Origin of the sequence: Fusibacter tunisiensis (assembly GCF_016908355.1) — a bacterium.
Classification (GTDB): domain Bacteria; phylum Bacillota; class Clostridia; order Peptostreptococcales; family Acidaminobacteraceae; genus Fusibacter_D; species Fusibacter_D tunisiensis.
This window is the reverse complement of the sequence record NZ_JAFBDT010000005.1, coordinates 105,032-123,440: the sequence shown is the minus strand read 5'-3', so window position 1 is coordinate 123,440 and position 18,409 is coordinate 105,032. Positions and strand designations below refer to the sequence as shown.

Annotated in this window: 28 protein-coding genes and 1 pseudogene; 26 read left to right on the top strand and 3 right to left on the bottom strand. The window is 42.4% G+C overall.

Going from position 1 to position 18,409, the window contains the following annotated elements:
* The first annotated feature begins 51 nt into the window (after positions 1–51).
* The 7 genes from JOC49_RS05100 (at position 52) to JOC49_RS05070 (ending at position 4,021) form a co-directional block, all read left to right on the top strand.
* Complete coding sequence (locus JOC49_RS05100) at positions 52–336, top strand: VRR-NUC domain-containing protein (protein WP_204663063.1); 285 nt, start codon at positions 52–54, stop codon at positions 334–336.
* Complete coding sequence (locus JOC49_RS05095) at positions 314–907, top strand: HNH endonuclease (protein ID WP_243423604.1); 594 nt, start codon at positions 314–316, stop codon at positions 905–907. The genes JOC49_RS05100 and JOC49_RS05095 overlap by 23 nt, the downstream gene beginning before the upstream one ends.
* The gene (locus JOC49_RS05090) at positions 882–2,246 is read left to right on the top strand and encodes a DEAD/DEAH box helicase (RefSeq protein WP_204663061.1); all 1,365 of its coding nucleotides are present in this window, start codon (positions 882–884) and stop codon (positions 2,244–2,246) included. Before JOC49_RS05095 ends, JOC49_RS05090 begins: the two co-directional genes overlap by 26 nt.
* Positions 2,243–2,464 carry a hypothetical protein gene (locus JOC49_RS05085; RefSeq protein WP_204663059.1) on the top strand — a complete coding sequence of 74 codons (222 nt, stop codon included), beginning with the start codon at positions 2,243–2,245 and terminating at the stop codon, positions 2,462–2,464. The genes JOC49_RS05090 and JOC49_RS05085 overlap by 4 nt, the downstream gene beginning before the upstream one ends.
* The gene (locus JOC49_RS05080; RefSeq protein ID WP_204663056.1) at positions 2,461–2,898 is read left to right on the top strand and encodes a DUF1492 domain-containing protein; all 438 of its coding nucleotides are present in this window, start codon (positions 2,461–2,463) and stop codon (positions 2,896–2,898) included. The genes JOC49_RS05085 and JOC49_RS05080 overlap by 4 nt, the downstream gene beginning before the upstream one ends.
* Before the next feature lie 175 nt (positions 2,899–3,073).
* Positions 3,074–3,523 carry a DUF559 domain-containing protein gene (locus tag JOC49_RS13235; RefSeq protein WP_341534653.1) on the top strand — a complete coding sequence of 150 codons (450 nt, stop codon included), beginning with the start codon at positions 3,074–3,076 and terminating at the stop codon, positions 3,521–3,523.
* A gap of 132 nt (positions 3,524–3,655) precedes the next feature.
* Positions 3,656–4,021: an HNH endonuclease gene (locus JOC49_RS05070; protein ID WP_204663052.1), complete on the top strand. Its 366-nt coding sequence runs from the start codon at positions 3,656–3,658 to the stop codon at positions 4,019–4,021.
* 128 nt (positions 4,022–4,149) lie between these two features.
* Here JOC49_RS05070 and JOC49_RS05065 read toward each other — a convergent pair whose 3' ends face one another.
* Positions 4,150–4,335 carry a hypothetical protein gene (locus tag JOC49_RS05065; RefSeq protein WP_204663050.1) on the bottom strand — a complete coding sequence of 62 codons (186 nt, stop codon included), beginning with the start codon at positions 4,333–4,335 and terminating at the stop codon, positions 4,150–4,152.
* Positions 4,336–4,367: 32 nt separating this feature from the next.
* Positions 4,368–5,207 carry a helix-turn-helix domain-containing protein gene (locus JOC49_RS05060; protein ID WP_204663048.1) on the bottom strand — a complete coding sequence of 280 codons (840 nt, stop codon included), beginning with the start codon at positions 5,205–5,207 and terminating at the stop codon, positions 4,368–4,370.
* Between the two features lie 256 nt (positions 5,208–5,463).
* Here JOC49_RS05060 and JOC49_RS05055 point away from each other — a divergent pair, with 256 nt between their 5' ends.
* From JOC49_RS05055 to JOC49_RS05020, 8 genes are all read left to right on the top strand, one after another.
* The gene (locus JOC49_RS05055; protein ID WP_025434920.1) at positions 5,464–6,015 is read left to right on the top strand and encodes a P27 family phage terminase small subunit; all 552 of its coding nucleotides are present in this window, start codon (positions 5,464–5,466) and stop codon (positions 6,013–6,015) included.
* A gap of 21 nt (positions 6,016–6,036) precedes the next feature.
* Positions 6,037–7,218: a methionine adenosyltransferase gene (gene metK / locus JOC49_RS05050; protein ID WP_204663046.1), complete on the top strand. Its 1,182-nt coding sequence runs from the start codon at positions 6,037–6,039 to the stop codon at positions 7,216–7,218.
* A complete protein-coding gene (locus JOC49_RS05045; RefSeq protein ID WP_204663044.1) occupies positions 7,215–8,450 on the top strand; it encodes a site-specific DNA-methyltransferase in 1,236 nt (411 codons plus the stop codon). The genes metK and JOC49_RS05045 overlap by 4 nt, the downstream gene beginning before the upstream one ends.
* Before the next feature lie 82 nt (positions 8,451–8,532).
* The gene (locus tag JOC49_RS05040) at positions 8,533–9,216 is read left to right on the top strand and encodes a virulence protein (RefSeq protein WP_204663042.1); all 684 of its coding nucleotides are present in this window, start codon (positions 8,533–8,535) and stop codon (positions 9,214–9,216) included.
* Complete coding sequence (locus JOC49_RS05035) at positions 9,200–9,448, top strand: DUF4314 domain-containing protein (RefSeq protein ID WP_204663040.1); 249 nt, start codon at positions 9,200–9,202, stop codon at positions 9,446–9,448. The genes JOC49_RS05040 and JOC49_RS05035 overlap by 17 nt, the downstream gene beginning before the upstream one ends.
* Positions 9,445–9,756, top strand: coding sequence for a hypothetical protein (locus JOC49_RS05030; RefSeq protein ID WP_204663038.1), 312 nt, complete (start codon positions 9,445–9,447; stop codon positions 9,754–9,756). Before JOC49_RS05035 ends, JOC49_RS05030 begins: the two co-directional genes overlap by 4 nt.
* A gap of 111 nt (positions 9,757–9,867) precedes the next feature.
* A complete protein-coding gene (locus JOC49_RS05025) occupies positions 9,868–10,224 on the top strand; it encodes a DUF7698 family protein (RefSeq protein ID WP_204663036.1) in 357 nt (118 codons plus the stop codon).
* Between the two features lie 14 nt (positions 10,225–10,238).
* A complete protein-coding gene (locus JOC49_RS05020; RefSeq protein WP_204663034.1) occupies positions 10,239–10,463 on the top strand; it encodes a DUF7678 domain-containing protein in 225 nt (74 codons plus the stop codon).
* A gap of 40 nt (positions 10,464–10,503) precedes the next feature.
* On the opposite strand, the gene JOC49_RS05015 is transcribed toward JOC49_RS05020, so the two are convergent.
* Positions 10,504–10,752, bottom strand: coding sequence for an AbrB/MazE/SpoVT family DNA-binding domain-containing protein (locus JOC49_RS05015; protein ID WP_207754682.1), 249 nt, complete (start codon positions 10,750–10,752; stop codon positions 10,504–10,506).
* 146 nt (positions 10,753–10,898) lie between these two features.
* On the opposite strand from JOC49_RS05015, the gene JOC49_RS05010 reads away from it, so the two are divergent.
* From JOC49_RS05010 to JOC49_RS04965, 11 genes and pseudogenes are all read left to right on the top strand, one after another.
* Entirely contained in the window at positions 10,899–12,500 is a 1,602-nt protein-coding gene (locus tag JOC49_RS05010; RefSeq protein ID WP_204663032.1) for a terminase large subunit, read from the top strand.
* Between the two features lie 100 nt (positions 12,501–12,600).
* Positions 12,601–12,732 (top strand): hypothetical protein, encoded by a 132-nt coding sequence (locus JOC49_RS13355; protein ID WP_279381196.1) that lies wholly within the window; start codon positions 12,601–12,603, stop codon positions 12,730–12,732.
* Positions 12,733–12,901: 169 nt separating this feature from the next.
* Positions 12,902–14,158 (top strand): phage portal protein, encoded by a 1,257-nt coding sequence (locus tag JOC49_RS05005; RefSeq protein ID WP_204663030.1) that lies wholly within the window; start codon positions 12,902–12,904, stop codon positions 14,156–14,158.
* Positions 14,155–14,853 carry a head maturation protease, ClpP-related gene (locus JOC49_RS05000; RefSeq protein ID WP_204663028.1) on the top strand — a complete coding sequence of 233 codons (699 nt, stop codon included), beginning with the start codon at positions 14,155–14,157 and terminating at the stop codon, positions 14,851–14,853. Before JOC49_RS05005 ends, JOC49_RS05000 begins: the two co-directional genes overlap by 4 nt.
* A 19-nt stretch (positions 14,854–14,872) precedes the next feature.
* Positions 14,873–16,081, top strand: a complete 1,209-nt coding sequence (locus JOC49_RS04995) for a phage major capsid protein (RefSeq protein ID WP_204663026.1) — start codon at positions 14,873–14,875, stop codon at positions 16,079–16,081.
* A 12-nt stretch (positions 16,082–16,093) separates the two neighbouring features.
* On the top strand, positions 16,094–16,306 hold the full coding sequence (locus JOC49_RS04990; RefSeq protein ID WP_204663024.1) for a Head fiber protein: 213 nt from the start codon (positions 16,094–16,096) through the stop codon (positions 16,304–16,306).
* 18 nt (positions 16,307–16,324) lie between these two features.
* Positions 16,325–16,633, top strand: coding sequence for a head-tail connector protein (locus JOC49_RS04985; RefSeq protein WP_204663022.1), 309 nt, complete (start codon positions 16,325–16,327; stop codon positions 16,631–16,633).
* Positions 16,634–16,635: 2 nt separating this feature from the next.
* Entirely contained in the window at positions 16,636–16,968 is a 333-nt protein-coding gene (locus JOC49_RS04980; protein WP_204663020.1) for a head-tail adaptor protein, read from the top strand.
* Positions 16,961–17,392, top strand: a complete 432-nt coding sequence (locus tag JOC49_RS04975; RefSeq protein WP_204663018.1) for an HK97-gp10 family putative phage morphogenesis protein — start codon at positions 16,961–16,963, stop codon at positions 17,390–17,392. The genes JOC49_RS04980 and JOC49_RS04975 overlap by 8 nt, the downstream gene beginning before the upstream one ends.
* Positions 17,389–17,733 (top strand): hypothetical protein, encoded by a 345-nt coding sequence (locus JOC49_RS04970; protein ID WP_204663017.1) that lies wholly within the window; start codon positions 17,389–17,391, stop codon positions 17,731–17,733. The genes JOC49_RS04975 and JOC49_RS04970 overlap by 4 nt, the downstream gene beginning before the upstream one ends.
* Positions 17,734–18,309 (top strand): annotated as a pseudogene (locus JOC49_RS04965) (major tail protein); the annotation flags it as partial.
* Between the last annotated feature and the right edge of the window lie 100 nt (positions 18,310–18,409).

Sequence of the window (18,409 nt, the reverse complement as noted above, 5' to 3'; positions counted from 1 at the left end):
AGGGAAACGCTTGTGAATTTGTGTTTCTTGTGTCAGATGGGAGGTAAAAAAGTGACTGAAAAAATCATCGAGCAAAAACTGGTAAAAGCAGTGAAAAAGAGGGGTGGTGTGGCACTAAAATTTGTTAGTCCGGGGTTAGATGGTGTGCCAGACCGAATTGTACTCCTACCAATGGGAAGAATGGCCTTTGTTGAATTAAAGGCGCCAGGCAAAAAGATGCGTCCACTGCAAGTAAGGCGAAAAAGACAACTGGAAGCGTTAGGATTTTTGGTTTACTGCGTTGATAGGGTAGAACAGATTGGAGAGGTGCTTGATGAGATTAAAAATAGAATGTAATTGGTGTGGTAAAGAAATTTCAAGAAAGCGTTCGATGATAAAAGAGCGTAACTATTGTTCAAGAACCTGCTTAGGTAAAGCAAATGCAGAACGATTCAGACTACAAAGATTAAAAATTTGTGATTATTGTGGTCAAGAATTTGAATACAAAGGTCGCCACAAGAAACGTAACATTCATTTCTTTTGTTCATCAAAGTGTGCTAACAAATATAAAACAAAGCGCATGACAGTAAAATGCGATTGGTGTGATCTAGAATTTGAGAAAAAAAGATCTGATGTTAATCGATCAAACCATAATTTTTGTAAGCCTGAGTGTGGACACAGCTTTAAGCGATGGACAGGAGTTTGTGGGTATAGTCCACTTGTTGGAGGCGTTCCTATACACAGAAAAATTATGGAAGAAACTTTAGGTCGCAAATTGACTGATAATGAAGAAGTTCATCATATTGATTTCAACCATCATAATAATCACATTGAGAATTTAGTAGTACTAAGCAAATCAGAACATTCAAGGATTCATGCTGTAAGTAAGGAGCGTGATGTGTATGGAAGATTTATTGACCAGAAATGATTTACATCAGTATCAGAATTATTGTATTGATTTTATTGAGAGTAAAGCGACATCAGCGATATTTCTTAACTGCGGTTTGGGAAAAACAATTATTTCACTTACTGCTATTCATAATCTGATGTTCGATAAGTTTGATATTAGTAAGGTTCTTGTGATTGCACCATTAAGAGTAACAACGGTGTGGGCAAATGAAATTAAAAAGTGGGATCATCTAAAAGGCTTATCCTATTCTGTAGCTGTTGGAACTGAAAAAGAGAGAAAAGATGCCCTTATGAAAAGAGCCACACTTTATATCATCAATCGTGAAAATGTCGACTGGCTTGTTAATAAAAGCGGAGTTCCTTTTGATTTTGATATGGTGGTTATTGATGAGTTATCTTCATTCAAATCATACAGCGCTAAGCGCTTTAAAAGCCTTTTAAAAGTAAGGCCAGCAGTGAAAAGAATTGTAGGTCTGACGGGTACGCCTTCAAGTAACGGACTTATGGATCTTTGGGCACAGTTCCGTGTTCTTGATTTGGGACAGAGGCTTGGTAGGTACATAACCCACTACCGTAATACCTACTTCATACCGGATAAACGCAATGGTCAGATCGTCTTTTCATATAAACTCCTGCCAGGAGCTGAAGAAAAGATCTATAGTCAGATATCCGATATCACCATTTCTATGAAGTCCATTGATTATCTAAAAATGCCTGAATGCGTAATAAACACAGTGCCTGTGTATTTAAATGAAAAAGAGCGGGCCATTTATTCTGGATTTAGAGATGATATGGTAGCAAGTTTAGGAGCAGAAGAAATCGATGCAGTAAATGCTGCAGTACTTTCAGGAAAACTCCTTCAGATGGCAAACGGTGCTGTCTATGACGAGAAGAACAAGGCACATTTTATTCACGATAGAAAACTTGATGCCCTTGAAGATTTAATTGAAGGAGCCAACGGGAAACCAGTGCTTATAGCTTATTGGTTCAAGCATGATCTTGATCGTATTCAGAAGAGATTTCCAGTAAGGCAGCTAAAGTCATCAAAGGATATTGGAGAGTGGAATGAAGGTGAAATTCCTGTAGCAGTGATCCACCCTGCAAGTGCTGGACATGGACTTAACCTTCAAAATGGTGGTTCCACACTTGTTTGGTTTGGACTCACCTGGTCCTTGGAGCTCTACCAGCAAACCAATGCCCGACTCTACAGACAAGGGCAAAAGGATACGGTTGTCATTCATCACATCATTACCAAGGACACCATAGATGAAGATGTGATGACAGCACTTACAAAAAAAGAAAAAAAACAAGCATCTTTAATCGAGGCAGTAAAAGCGAAACTGGAGGTGAAGCGATGAGCGATCCTTATGAAGATTTAGCCAATGCCATAGTTTTACTAGCCGTCAAGGACTATAGGGATGCACTAAAGAAGATGATGAAGCATCCTCGCCATGAATCTGCAAAACGCACAAAAGCTGAAGTAGAGAGGTTTTTACGCTCTGATTGGTATAGAGAACTTACAGCGGTAGAACCGGAGATACTTCTCCGAAAACTGAAAGAGGAGGTCAAACAATGAATGCTAAAGAATATCTTAGTAAAGCCTATCGATTGGATCAAAGAATAAACAGTAAGCTTGAGCAAGTGGCATCCCTGGAAAATATGGCTATGAACTGCACTACGGCCATAAATGGAATGCCTAATAACCCTAGCAAATCAGTATCTCCAATGGCAGATGCTGTATGTAAGATTATAGATATTAAAAACAATTTGAACGATGATCTTGCCAAACTTCTAAAGTGCAAGATTAACATTATTGAGATCATCCAAGGTGTGAACAACATTGAGTACAGGCTGATTCTAGAGAAACGGTACCTGTCATATCAGCCTTGGGAAGATATCGCTTATGATCTTGATTATTCTGTAAGCTGGGTGCTGAAGCTTCACCGTAAAGCGCTTAGAGCTGTAGATGCTGTATTGGCTGGAAGGGAGAATAAAAATGAGTTGGCATGAAGCAATAGAAGACGGAATAACCATTGGTAAGGATGGTAGAGATTCCAACTGTTATTATCCACCTTGCCATATCTGCGCTACACCTGTTTATAGTTGGACATACACTCGTGGTACTAAATATACCTGCAAGGACTGCAGGGCTGAACTGGTTCGGCAGGCGCGAGAAGAAGGGGAAGTGATCAGTACGGATAAGAAACAAATGAAGCTACAAAACGCCGTAAAAAGGATCTCAAAAATCACCGGCATTGAACACTACAAGGATGCCATCCGTCTTGTAGAAGAGAGCCTGAGCAGGACTGGGTGGTACCAGAGTACTGAAGAAATAATGGTGGCACTTGAACTTATCCGTCGTAACGTTAAAGCGTTCCACCAGGTGAAAATCTTCGACTACTCTGTTGACTTCATACTACCTGAGATGAAAGTTGCCCTTGAGATTGATGGCAAGATTTATCATGGGAAAGACAGACAAAAATATGAGAGCATCCGAGATGAGGTCATTACCAATAAACTTGGTGAAGGTTGGGAGATGATCAGAATTACAACAGATATCATCAATAAGAATGTGACCAAGCTAATCCCTGGTATCAACTCGGTGCTTAAAAGTAGAAAACTTCAAAGAGGATAGTAAAGTCCACATGAGTCCACTTGAGTGCAGTTGTTTTTTTTAGTACGCTATAATTGAGAGATAATAATGTAAACAAGCCTTCATGGGAACACCCCACGAGGGCTTTTCTTATGCCCTAAAGGAGGTGAAGCCATGCCATACAAACCTAAGCGTCCTTGTTCTTACCCAGGTTGCGGTCTGCTTGCTGACGGCGGAGAGTACTGCACCGAGCATAAAAAGATTGTCATGAAGCGTTACAACCAGTACCAACGAGATCCTAAGTCCAATAAAAGATACGGCAGGGCCTGGAAACGAATAAGAGACCGCTACATCAAAGCCCATCCTCTTTGTGAGGAGTGTGAAAAGAACGGAAGGATTAAAGCTGCTGAAGAAGTCCACCACATCTTACCTCTATCAAAAGGTGGTGGCAATGAAACCAGTAACCTGATGGCCCTTTGTAAGTCATGTCACTCAAAGATCACTGCTGAGAGCGGCGACCGCTGGGGTGCGGGTACCTAAATCCCTACGACTAAAAATTCTGGACAGCGGGCTGGGGTGTCGTATAAAAAAACGCAGATTCAAACGAGGGTATAGCCCAAGCGCAAAAAAACTCCCTTACCATGTGATAAGGGAGAACTAACTACATATCAGGCATGACGCAAATAGTTGAACTTGCCAGTCGACCAATTAAAGGTAAAAGTCATTCCGTTGATGATTTTCAAGCTAATGCTGGTATGTTGAGGATCCAGATTAAAGGATTCTATATATGCACTAATATCTAGAAGTTGGAAAGAACTGTGGTGGTCTTTCAAGGGATGAATTTTGTTGTTCATGATATGGCCTCCTTTCTTTTGTAATAGTAGGTTTAATTGGCATTAAATTGTTTGAGAAGCTTTCTTGCATCTTCATTGAGTCTGGTATCGGAACATTTGTCTCTGGCAATCTGATATAGGTCTCTTAGTTTGGATGAGATATATTCACCCCAATCGGTCGAATTGCAGAGGAAATGATTTTCATCATCGGAGACAAGATAGGCTTCAATAATGTCAGATAATTTGTTAACCCCATCTGAATCGGTGTATTCGACACGGTATAAATACAAAGTACTGTTAATTTTTTCAAGGTAGGTATGGAAGACCTCACCAGTAATATTAACTTTGGTGTATACAACCTCTTCAATTTTTCGACCCTTTCCCAGCGATTGCCAACCGACCCAAAGTATACTCCAAAGAGTAATATCTTGATATATGTAGTCTTCTACACTTTTAGCAATGTAATCGGGAAAAAGTTCAAGCTCATCAGGGTTTGCTCTCTCAATTTTTTTAGCAATAGGACCGAGGCTCCCCCAATAATCAGGGTCGTCCTCTATTCTATTAAGTTCATTCAGTTCTATCACATTCCAAAACAGATTGTCTTCAATAGACATGGAATACAGTGATTCGAAAAAATCGATCAGGGAATTTTCATCTGTTGTATGGTCGAAAGTGTTAAGTGTCAGGTAATCCATAGAGACATTTAAATAATCTGCTATTTTTTTCAGTAGATCATAGCTTAGAGTGTAGGCTTTGCCCTCTGATCTTTTTAAACGCGATAGATAACCTCTGCTGATGCTAAGCGCATCTTCAATCGTGCTACGTTTTATGCCTTGCTTATCGAGAAGTCTATCAATGTTATTCATGATGACTTGTTGTTGTTTATATTCCATATCGTGCACCTCCTATGCTTTGATTGTATAATATCAAAATTGAAGTAACTGGTCAAATATTTAGTTGTTTGAAGTATTTGAAGTAATACTTCAATAAATATGTTGTTTTGTTGTTTGTAAGTCATATAACAAGCTTAGATTTGATTGAACATTATTCAATTAGAATTTCAACAATAAATTATTGAGAATCATTCAATTAATTTGAAGGCGTGCTTCATGAAAAAAAATATAAAAATTTTTAAAGGAGGTGTAAGCATTGGCAAAAGACGGTACGAACAGAGGTGGTGCTCGTGTTGGTGCAGGGGCGAAAAAGAAACCTCTGGCTGACAAAATAGCCGAAGGAAATCTCGGTGGCAGGAAACTGACTGTGATGGAGTTTTCTGATACGGCAGATCTTGAAGGACAAGAAATGCCTGAACCAAATAAAATGCTTGAAGCCATACAAAAAGACGGTAAGGCTCTAGTGGCTGGTGAAATCTACAAAGCGACATGGCAGTGGCTAGATAAACGAGGCTGCGCTGCGCTGGTTTCTCCGCAGCTTCTTGAACGGTACGCCATGAGTGTTGCCAGGTGGATTCAGTGTGAAGAAGCCATTACTGAATATGGTTTTCTTGCTAAGCACCCCACCACAGGAAATGCCATTCAAAGTCCTTATGTATCCATGGGCCAGAACTACATGAACCAGACCAATCGTCTGTGGTTTGAGATATTCCAGATTGTAAAAGAAAACTGTACTGGCGATTACAAAGGAGCAAATCCCCAGGATGATGTGATGGAAAGACTTCTTTCTGCTCGTAGGGGCAAATAAAAACAGATGGGAGATAATGGTATGAGTAAAAACTACAGAACCGCAGAAAGTGTCTGCAAGGGACATCCTGATAAGCTTTCTGATTTAATCGCAGACAGCATTTTAGATGCCTGCCTTCGCAGAGACAAAGCTTCACGCGTGGCCTGTGAGGTTATGGCTACTAAAGGTAAAATCATCGTGGCGGGCGAGATCACCTGCAGCGAAAAAATTAACATTCGCCTTATCGTAAAAAATGTACTTCGTGAGGTGGGATATAACCCTTGGAAATTTACAGTATTTGTGTTTGTACATCATCAAAGTGTAGATATTGCGGCTGGTGTAGATACAGCACTTGAAGCAAGAAATGGAATTATTGATCCATACGGTTCCATCGGTGCTGGTGATCAAGGCACTGTCTATGGATATGCTACCAACGAAACCCGTGAACTGTTGCCTCTACCTTTACTTCTATCTCATAGAATCGTCAAGCGCATTGATGAATGTCGCAAAGGAAAAATCATCAAGGGCATCCTGCCAGATGGCAAAGCACAAGTCACCGTTGAGTACGATGGGGATAAACCTATCCGCGTTAAGACTGTGGTAGTATCTGTCCAGCACCATGAAGATAAAACCCAAAAACAGCTAGAACCAGATATCTTAAACAACGTGCTCTGGCAGTGCTTCGAGGATTTTCCACTGGATGATGAAACAGAAATACTCATCAATCCTTCAGGCAGATTTGTTGAGGGTGGTCCTGCTACTGACACTGGACTTACCGGAAGAAAGATCATGGTGGACACCTATGGTGGTCTGGCTTCTCATGGGGGTGGAGCACTTTGCGGAAAGGACCCAACTAAGGTTGACCGAAGTGGTGCCTATATGGCCAGGTACATTGCTAAGAATATTGTTTGGAGCGGGCTCTGTAATAAATGCGAGGTAGCTATTTCTTATGCCATTGGAAAAGCAAATCCAGTAGCGGTTAATGTGACATCCTTTGGCACAGGGAAAATCAATGACGAGGATTTAAGTGAACTGGTAAAAGAAATCTTTAACTTACGTCCGGCGGCTATCATTGAAAAGTTGCGCCTAAGAAATGCAATCTACTCCGATACAGCAACCTATGGTCATTTTAACTCATCACTCTTCCCCTGGGAGAACGTGGACTTCAATTTAAATTTAAGAAAGGTGGCGGAGAAGTTTCTCCAAGATGGTGATTCAAAATGAATATACAAAAAATAAAGCTGTCAGATCTGAATCCTGCAGTCTACAATCCTAGAAAAGAACTAAAGCCTGGAGATCCAGAGTTTGAAAAGCTAAAAGCCTCCATTGAGAATTTTGGATATGTGGAGCTTATCGTCGTTAATGCGAATAATGATAACACTGTGATTTCAGGTCATCAGAGGCTTAGTGTGCTTCAGCATCTAGGTCAAAAGGAAGCAGAATGCGTTGTGGTGGATCTGAACACTGAACAGGAAAAAGCATTAAACATTGCAATGAACAAAGTCTCTGGCGACTGGGATAAGGATAAGCTAGCTCTTCTTATTGCTGATCTGCAAGGTGCTAACTTTGATGTTTCCCTTACAGGTTTTGATCCTTCTGAACTGGATGACCTGTTTAAGGATTCCCTAAAAGATGGCATTCACGATGATGAGTTTGATGTGGATGCAGAGCTGGAAAAACCCGCCATGACCAAACTGGGTGACGTCTGGAAGCTGGGTTCCCATAGACTGGTCTGCGGTGATTCTACAAAGGCAGAAACCTTCACGCTTCTCATGGATGGAAAGCTGGCAAATCTGGTGGTGACAGATCCCCCTTACAATGTAAACTATGAAGGCTCTGCCGGTAAAATCAAAAACGACAATATGGGGGATTCTGCTTTCTATGAATTCCTACTGGCTGCCTTTACCAATACAGAAGCTGTCATGACCCAGGACTCCTCCATCTATGTTTTCCACGCAGATACGGAAGGACTAAACTTTAGAAGAGCCTTCTCTGAAGCCGGATTTTACCTCTCCGGCACCTGTATCTGGAAAAAGCAATCACTGGTTCTTGGTCGGTCCCCTTATCAGTGGCAGCATGAACCTGTCCTCTTTGGGTGGAAGAAGAAAGGCAAGCACAACTGGTACGCCGACAGAAAGCAAACCACCATCTGGGAATTTGAAAAACCTAAGAAGAATGGTTCCCATCCAACAATGAAGCCGGTGGCTCTTGTGACCCATCCGATTCTCAATTCAAGTCTCAGTAACTGTGTTGTCCTAGATCCATTTGGTGGTTCTGGTAGCACCCTTATTGCCTGTGACCAGACTCAGCGAATTTGTCACACCATTGAACTTGATGAGAAGTTTTGTGATGTTATAGTTGAACGCTACATTTCCGGAGCACAGACTTCAGATGATGTTTATCTCCTGCGTGATGGCAAAGAATACCGCTACAGCGACCTCCCTGAAAACAAATAACACAACTATCGAAAGATAGACTTGCTATTAACATCACTTAGAGTGATATATGTAGTAAGCAAAAAACAAGGAGGTCAATACCATGAAAATCAATTACAACGTAACTGGTAATGAACGTAAAAAGCTGGTGAAGCTCATCAGTGAAATCACAGAGGTTCCTTCAAAATACCTGGGGGTCCCATCCTGTGCTTACCAGGTTGGACCTTACCACATCGGAAAAGACGGTGAGCTAACCTTTGACAGCGAAGTGGATCAGGATGAAATCAAGTCACTAATGAGAAAGCTTTTAGATGCAGGGTTTGAAGCTGAGGTGGATGAACCAGCTCAGGCTGAAGCAGAGACCGAGGAAACTGGACTCATCATCCAGATTCCAAAAGACTCCCTATCTGGTGGAGACCTGGAGAAGCTAGCCAAACTGCTAGAAGCAAAAGGCAATCTCATTAAAAAAGCTCTCAATGTGGATGCGCTTCCCATTGAAGCCTATGAGGAACGCATAAGCTTCCCTTGGTTTTCAAAACTGCCAAATCCAGATGAGATAAAAGCCTACTCCCAGTTCATTACAAAGCTTTGTGAGATGGCGAAAACCCAAAAGAGAATCACCGTGAAAGAAAAAGACGTCGATAACGAGAAATACGCATTCCGCTGCTTCCTTCTCCGCCTTGGATTTATTGGTGAAGAATTCAAAACCCATAGAAAGATTCTCCTTCAAAACCTATCCGGCAGCAGTGCCTTCAAAGGAGGTGCTCCAAGTGAAACCGATCAGTAAAGAAAGACTGGCCCACTTACGCAAGCAGTACCCCGCTGGCGCCAGGGTCCAGCTCTTTTCGATGGATGATGTGCAAGCACCACCAGCGGGCACTAAAGGCACCGTGTGGGGCGTGGATGACACAGGTTCCATCATGGTTCAGTGGGACAACGGCAGCAGCTTGAATGTGGTTTACGGCATTGATTCCTGCAAGGTCATCGAGGAAAATTCCAGGAAGGAGTCACAGCAATGAAGGCATTATTTGGTCGAAAGTTCTACAACCTTGAGGAACTAAAAGAAGCAACTGAAGAGGCAAAAGAAGATAGCGTCATTGGTTCTGATTACACTGTGATTCGAGAAGTTGAACTCAGTGATTCAGAGTTCAAGAAGTTCACCAGTGATTTTCTAGAGGACCAGCCCTGGATCAAGAAGTCAGATGGCGGCACCAATGAAAAAGGTGAGCTTAGGTGCATTAGGGTCATTAACAAAGACACCGGTGAAAAGATACTCACCAATCCTGAGGGCTACTCCTACTGCCGTTACTGTGGGATTGAAGACTAGTCTTCAGGCCAGAAAGTTGCTCTATTACTACAGAAATGACTTGCTATTATTCTCGTTTAGAGTGATATATGTAATACCAAAACAAAACCACACTAAATGGAGGATGAGAACATGAAAGAAATCAAAGCATTTGAAGAGGCCAAATTGGCCGGCGCAAACTTTAAGGAGTCTGGAATCAACAGCACCATGTACTGGGCCTACGAAAGAAGCAAGGAAGCAGGAAACGACACCATCGACTTTTCTGAGGTCATTTGGGATTACGACATTGAACCCATTGTTAAAGCCTGCAGAGCCTACGGAATTGACCACATTACCATTTCAAGCACCTTCTCAGGACTGATTGCAACCCTTGCTGAATTTGAAAAGCATGGCTGTAGGATGGATGGACTTACCAAGGTTAAGACAAGCTATAGCGACTTGCAGACCGGCGAAAAGCAAATGCTACCAGCAATCTTGGTTAGGATTTAAGGAGGACTTAGACCATGTGGAGAGAAGGTAAAATCGAAGTCGAAAACAAAACCATTTATTACTGGATCAAAAGCTTTGACTTAGGCTCCCCTTACGGCATTGATGAAGGTAGAATATCAAAACTGATGCTAAAGCGAGATGGCCAGATCATTGCAAGCTTTGATAGAGGCTGGGACATCGAACCCATTGATGCCAATGCGCAAGCTGCACTTGAAGTTTTGGTGAAGAAATTTAATTAAATAAGTTGCATGAAACAACATAAAAAAAAGCAGGCTTCTATTATTGGCCTGCTTCCTTTATTACATTAATGCAATCTCTGCATATTAACTTACCTTTAAAAATAATGGTATTTTTGCTGCTCCCACAAATAAAACAATGCGGTGTGTGCTTTTTAAAGATAATTGTATCACTCTCTGTATAAATTTCTAAGCTATCTTTTACATCAATATTCAACACACGTCTAACTTCAATGGGAATAACAATACGACCTAATTCATCGAGTTTTCTAACAATGCCAGTTGATTTCATTAACACCTCCATATAATTTGTATCTTAATGGTATTATATGGAAAACAAAAAGTCAATGGAAATGGAAGAAAATGTATTGTTAGACAATAAAACAATTTTGAAAGGACAGAGTGAATGATTTTCCTGTATTTAGGAGTTGATAATAAATGCGAAAACTAAAGAAGTATAAACCAACATCTTACATGGCGAAAGATTCCCATTACAGCAAGGAGATGGCGGACTATGCAGTTGGTTTTATTGAATGCCTCACCCATACCAAAGGAACCTGGGCGGGAAAGCCTTTTGAACTGATAGATTGGCAAGAACAAATCATCCGGGATTTATTTGGAACCATAAAACCAAATGGCTATCGTCAATTTAATACCGCCTATGTAGAAATACCAAAGAAGATGGGAAAAAGTGAGCTTGCGGCGGCTGTTGCCCTGCTCTTAACCTGTGGAGATAACGAAGAACGTGCTGAGGTTTATGGCTGTGCTGCAGATCGTAACCAAGCCTCCATCGTTTTTAACGTGGCTGCTGATATGGTGCGAATGTGCCCTGCCTTATCCAAGCGGGTTAAGATTCTGGACTCACAGAAAAGACTGATCTATCAACCCACTGGAAGCATCTATCAAGTGCTTTCGGCGGATGTCGGAAACAAACACGGCTTTAATACCCATGGCGTTGTATTTGATGAACTTCATACGCAGCCTAACCGAAAACTTTATGATGTTATGACAAAAGGTAGTGGTGATGCCAGGATGCAGCCTTTGTACTTTCTAATCACTACCGCAGGTGATAATCAAAACAGTATTTGCTGGGAAGTGCATCAGAAAGCTATAGACATCATGGCTGGAAGGAAAAACGACCCTACCTTCTACCCAGTGATTTATGGTGCAGATCTAGAAGATGACTGGTCCGATCCAAAGGTCTGGAAGAAAGCAAACCCATCCCTTGGCATCACTGTTAGTATGGATAAAGTAAAAGCAGCTTATGAGTCTGCCAGACAAAACCCCGCTGAAGAAAATAGCTTCAGACAGCTTCGGCTCAATCAATGGGTTAAGCAGGCTATTCGCTGGATGCCTATGGATAAATGGGATGCCTGTGCATTCCCCGTTAATCCAGAAGCCCTCAAAGGTCGCGTCTGCTATGGCGGGCTGGACCTTTCTTCATCTACAGATATAACAGCTTTTGTACTTGTATTTCCTCCACTAGATGAAGACGACAAATATATGGTTCTTCCATACTTCTGGATACCGGAAGACAGCATTGACCTCAGGGTTAGACGGGATCATGTCAATTATGATGTTTGGGAAAAACAAGGATTCCTTCTAACTACCGAAGGCAATGTTGTTCACTACGGATTCATTGAGACTTTCATTGAGAAACTTGGAATGAAATATAACATCCGTGAGATTGCCTTTGACCGCTGGGGAGCAGTTCAGATGACTCAGAACCTAGAAAACTTAGGGTTCACAGTTGTCCCTTTTGGTCAGGGATTTAAAGACATGTCTCCGCCAACAAAAGAATTAATGAAGCTGACTTTGGAAGAAAAAATCGCTCACGGTGGGCACCCTGTTCTCCGCTGGATGATGGACAACATTTTCATTAGAACCGATCCTGCTGGTAACATTAAAGCAGACAAAGAAAAATCCACCGAGAAGATTGACGGTGCTGTTGCCACAATTATGGCTCTTGACCGAGCGATCCGCTGTGGTGGAGAAACTGGTAATTCCGTTTATGACGATCGAGGCCTTTTAATCTTCTAATTTATCTTCCCTATGGTATAATAAATGAAATAGACTAAAGCTGATTGCATATAAGTAGATAATAATGCAACTATAAATTATAATTAAAGGAGGATTTATTGTGAAAGAATATCAAGATTTAATAGGTAAGGTCGTTATTGCAGTAGCTATCATTATTTCAGGATTTTTGATTACTAATGCTTTAAGTATTGGTTTTGGTCAATTACACGATGTTATGTTCTTGAAATTGTAAAATAGTAACAAAACATGGATGGAGAATATACTAATCTACATCTTTTAATACCGCTACGACACATCATTTATACTGCACGACCTAAAGTTATTATTAACTTATGCTATCAATATTAAGCATCTCAGCTGAGGTGCTTTTTTCATGTCTATTTTTAAGGAGGGTGATATCCATGGGAATATTGCAAGGAATATTCAAGGCAAGAGACAAACCTAAAGACGCTCTTGGTGGCAGGCGCTACAGTTTCTTTTTTGGAAGTACTAGTGCTGGTAAGCCAGTTAATGAGCAATCCGCCATGCAAATGACCGCAGTTTACAGCTGCGTAAGAATCTTATCTGAGACGCTAGCTGGTCTACCCCTTCATGTTTACAAGTACAATGATTCAGGCGGAAAGGAGAAAAACCTAAAACACCCACTATATAAGCTGCTTCATGATGAACCAAATCCTGAGATGACTTCTTTTGCGTTTAGAGAGACGCTAATGAGTCATCTTTTATTATGGGGAAATGCCTATGCTCAGATTATTCGAAATGCAAGAGGTGAAGTGATTTCTCTCTACCCATTAATGCCCAACAAAATGACGGTCGATCGCGATTCAAGTGGTCGGCTATTCTATATGTATCAGCGTGGCAATGAAGATGTTCCTACTCTTGGTAGAGAATATCAAGTGTATCTTTCACCATCAGACGTCCTTCATATCCCCGGTCTTGGCTTTGACGGGCTGGTAGGCTATTCACCCATTGCCATGGCTAAAAATGCTGTGGGTCTTGCCATTGCAACTGAAGAATATGGAGCTAAGTTTTTCGCTAATGGCGCTTCACCGGGTGGCGTACTGGAACACCCCGGTACTATCAAGGATCCTCAGAAGATTAAAGAATCCTGGAACGCAGCCTACCAAGGAAGTGGCAATGCCCACAGGGTGGCTGTTCTTGAAGAAGGTATGAAGTATCAGCCTATTGGTATTTCTCCTGAACAGGCTCAGTTCCTAGAAACCAGAAAGTTCCAGATTAATGAGATCGCTCGTATCTTTAGAGTGCCACCTCATATGCTGGCTGATCTAGAGAAGTCATCCTTTAGTAACATCGAACAGCAATCACTGGAGTTTGTAAAATACACCCTCGACCCTTGGGTGGTCCGCTGGGAACAGTCCATGTGCAGAGCGCTGCTCATGGAAAGCGAGAAACCTAGTGTCTTTATCAAGTTTAACGTGGATGGCCTACTGCGTGGTGATTATGTCAGCCGTATGAGTGGTTATGCCACTGCCAGGCAGAATGGTTGGATGAGTGCCAATGATATTAGAGAGCTTGAAAATCTGGATAGAATTCCAGAAGAATTAGGCGGTAACCTCTACCTCATCAATGGCGCGATGACAAAATTACAGGATGCAGGCGCGTTCGCAAATATCAAAGAAACGGAGGAACCTAAATGAAGAAGTTTTGGAACTGGGCACGAGATGAAAATACTGGTGTCCGAACACTCTACCTAGACGGCGTTATTGCTGAAGACTCCTGGTTTGATGATGATGTCACCCCTAAGGCATTTAAAGCAGATTTGACTGCCGGCGAGGGTGACATTGTTATTTGGCTTAATTCCCCAGGAGGCGATTGCATTGCTGCTAGTCAGATTTACGCCATGCTGATGGATTACAAAGGCACTGTTACCGTAAAGATTGACGGTATTGCCGCTTCTGCTGCCTCAGTCATCGCCATGGCGGGGACAACGGTGCTTATGGCACCAACTGCCCTTATGATGGTCCATAACCCCCTTACAGTGGCCATTGGGGACAGCGAGGAAATGAAAAAAGCCATCTCCATGCTATCTGAAGTGAAAGAGAGCATCATCAATGCCTATGAAATCAAGACGGGCCAGTCAAGGACAAAGCTCTCCCATCTTATGGATGCAGAAACCTGGCTCAATGCCAAAAAGGCCATCGAACTTGGCTTCGCTGATGGCATCTTGGAGGATGAAAAGAAAAGAAATCAAACTGAGGATTTTACCTATGCCTTCAGCCGCAGAGCTGTAACCAACTCCCTGCTTGATAAGGTAAAACCCAAACTACCAAAAGAGAATACAGGCACCCCAATTGAGTCGCTAGAAAAGCGGCTTTCTTTGATTCAACACTAAATTTTAGGAGGAAAACACTATGAATAAGATTCTTGAACTGCGTGAAAAAAGAGCAAAATCCTGGGAAGCTGCTAAAGCATTACTGGATACCAAAAGAGGTACAGATGGAATTGTGTCCGCTGAAGACACTGCAACCTATGAAAAGATGGAAGCTGATGTTGTTGCCCTTGGTAAGGAAATTGACCGTCTTGAAAAGCAGGAAGCTCTGGATCGTGAGCTTTCAAAGCCACTTAACACACCACTTACCGGAAAACCTATCTTCCAGGGTATGGAATCCAAAGGCGGCAGAGCCTCCGCAGAATACCAGAAAGCATTCTGGAATGCCATGAGAACCCGTTCTGGTGAAGGACTCGATCCGGTGATTAAGAACGCACTGCAGATTGGCACTGACACGGAAGGTGGTTACCTTGTACCAGATGAGTTCGAGCGTACTCTTATTGAAGCCCTGGATGAAGAGAATATTTTCAGAAAGCTGGCCAACGTCATCTCCACTTCTTCTGGCGATCGTAAGATTCCAGTGGTAGCTTCCAAAGGAACCGCTTCTTGGATTGATGAAGAAGGTGCCATTCCTGAAAGCGATGATAGCTTTGGACAGGTTTCTATTGGTGCTTACAAGCTAGGTACCATGATTAAGGTATCAGAAGAACTTCTAAACGACAGCGTCTTTAATCTTGAAAACTATATCGCTAGAGAGTTTGCAAGACGTATTGGTAACAAGGAAGAAGATGCTTTCTTCACTGGAGATGGCTCTGGTAAGCCTACAGGTATTCTTGCTGCTACTGGTGGAGCACAGATCGGTGTAACCGCTGCAAGTGCTACAGCTATTACCGTTGATGAGATTTTGGACCTCTTCTACTCTCTTAAGTCTCCTTACAGAAACAAGTCCGTGTTCGTTATGAACGATGCCACCATTAAGGCAATTAGGAAGCTGAAAGATGGTCAGGGTCAGTATATCTGGCAGCCTTCACTTCAGGCCGGAACTCCAGATACCATTCTGAACAGACCTGTTTACACTTCATCCTACGTTCCTACCATCGCTGCATCTGCAAAGTCCATCATCTTCGGTGACTTTGGCTACTACTGGGTAGCGGATCGTCAAGGTAGAGTATTCAAGAGACTTAATGAGCTCTATGCAGCCACTGGCCAGGTAGGCTTTGTTGCCACTCAGCGTGTGGATGGAAAACTGATTCTGCCTGAAGCCATCAAAGTGCTTCAGCAGAAAGCGTAATGGAGGTGTCCTATGGGTTATAACACAAAGAACTATACCGAACAGGGCGGTGAGAAAACCGTCATTGGTGGAACTCTTGAAATCAAGGAAGGGGCGGTCGTTACTGGCCTCCCTGTTCTTGACAATCAAGCTGCAAGCACTGCTGCCACAGTAGAAGATTTGGTGACGGATTTTAATGCACTCCTCACCAAACTTAAGGCTGCAGGGCTTATGATTTCAGACTAATGAAAGGATGGTGGCGGTATGACACTGCTGGAAAAAGTAAAAGCAAATCTTATTCTTGATCACTCGGCTGATGATGAACTACTTGAGATGTACATCACCGCCGCCACGAGGTATGCAGAAAGTTATCAGCATCTTCCTGAGAACCACTACGTGGAAGCAGTTATGCCAGACACCACACAGCAAGCCATTATTATGCTGTCGTCCCACTTTTATGAATCCAGGGACGGCAGCACAGGTGGTTTCTTTTCTGATAATGTGCAGGCTGGACAGCAGGTTTGGAATACAGTCAATCTCCTGCTGCGGCTTGATCGGGATTGGAAGGTGTAGTCATGAGCTTTGGGAAAATGAATACCTTCATTGACATCATTGAGAGCGTCACCATAAAAGATCCCGAAGGCTTTAAAACAGAGGTTGATAACATCGTAGCTTCTGTAAGAGCTTACCGTGAAGGTCGCCATGGCAATGAGAAATGGGCAAATAGAGCTTCCTTTTCAGAAGCCACAGACCTTTTTCGCTTTCGCAACATCCCTGGTATAACCATAACAACATCTATGGTAATCATCCATAGTAATAAGAGATTTGAAATCACATCTGTTGAAGATGTCAAAGGTCGCGGTATGTACATTGAAGTGCTGGCTAAGGAGGTGATTCCAAGTGGCTAAAGCAACCATGAAAATGCCCGATGAGTTTCTAATGAAGCTTACAAAGCTTGGTGATAAGACCGATGAGATTGTCTCGAAAGTTTTAGAAGCTGGCGGTGAAGTTGTTCTGGATAAAGTAAAAGCCAATCTTAAAGGTGTTATCGGTAATGAAACCAAAGAAAAAAGCCGTTCAACCGGTGAGCTGGTATCTTCCCTGGGTCTCTCTCCCACTAAGCTAGATCGAAATGGAAACTTCAATGTCAAGGTTGGCTTTAATGAACCTCGTGGTGATGGAGATGCCAATGCCAAGATTGCAAATATCCTTGAATACGGCAAATCAGGTCAGCCACCTAAACCCTTCTTGAAGCCAGCAAAGTCCGCATCACGGAAGGCATGCATTGAAACCATGAAAAGTGAGTTTGATAAGGAGATTGAAAAGCTATGAGCTTACTTGCGGATTTAAACAACATACTAGAACCCATTAACATTCCTGTGGAGACCGGAGTATTTTCCGATACGCCGCCTGATGAATATCTGGTTATTACCCCCATGTCTGATAGGCTTGATCTCTTTGCAGATAATGAAGCCTATATGATTCTCTCAGAAGCTCGGCTTTCTCTTTTCACGAAGAAGAATTATATGAAGCGCAAGAAAGAACTAACAAAAGCCCTCCAATCCGGAGGGATCACCATAACAGATAGGCAGTATGTTGGTTATGAACACGACACTAAATTTCATCATTACGCCATTGACGTAATGAAAGAATATGAAACGGAGGAAGATTAAATGGCAACAATAGGATTGGATTCTCTATATTATGCCAAGATCACAGAAGATCAAAACGGCATCGAAACCTATGGAACCCCTAAAGTACTGGCCAAAGCCATGACTGCAGAGCTGAGCATTGAGCTCATTGAAGCCATTCTCTACGCAGATGACGGTGCCAGCGAGGTGGTAAAAGAATTTAAGAGTGGTGCCCTGACACTGGGTATTGATGATATCGGATCATTGGTAGCACAAGATTTAACAGGATGTAAAATCGACAGCAATAACGTCGTTGTTTCAAGAAGTGAAGATGGTGGGTCACCGGTGGCTATTGGGTTTCGAGCCAAGAAGGCCAATGGAAAATATCGCTACTTTTGGCTCTACAGGGTTATCTTCTCTGTTCCCGCCACAAGCCTTGCAACTAAGGGCGACTCCATCACATTTAGCAGTCCCACCATAGAAGGAACCGTCTTTAGAAGAAATAAACTAGACGGAGAAAGCAAGCATCCTTGGAAAGCGGAAGTTACTGAAGGAGATAATGGTGTGTCTGCATCAACCATTACAAGCTGGTTCACATCCGTTTATGAACCAGATTTCACAGCAGTGACACCAACCATTACAATTACAACTCAGCCAGCTACATTGACTGAAGTAACCGCGGGCAGCATTACTGGAAGCCTTTCTGTGGTGGCGGAAT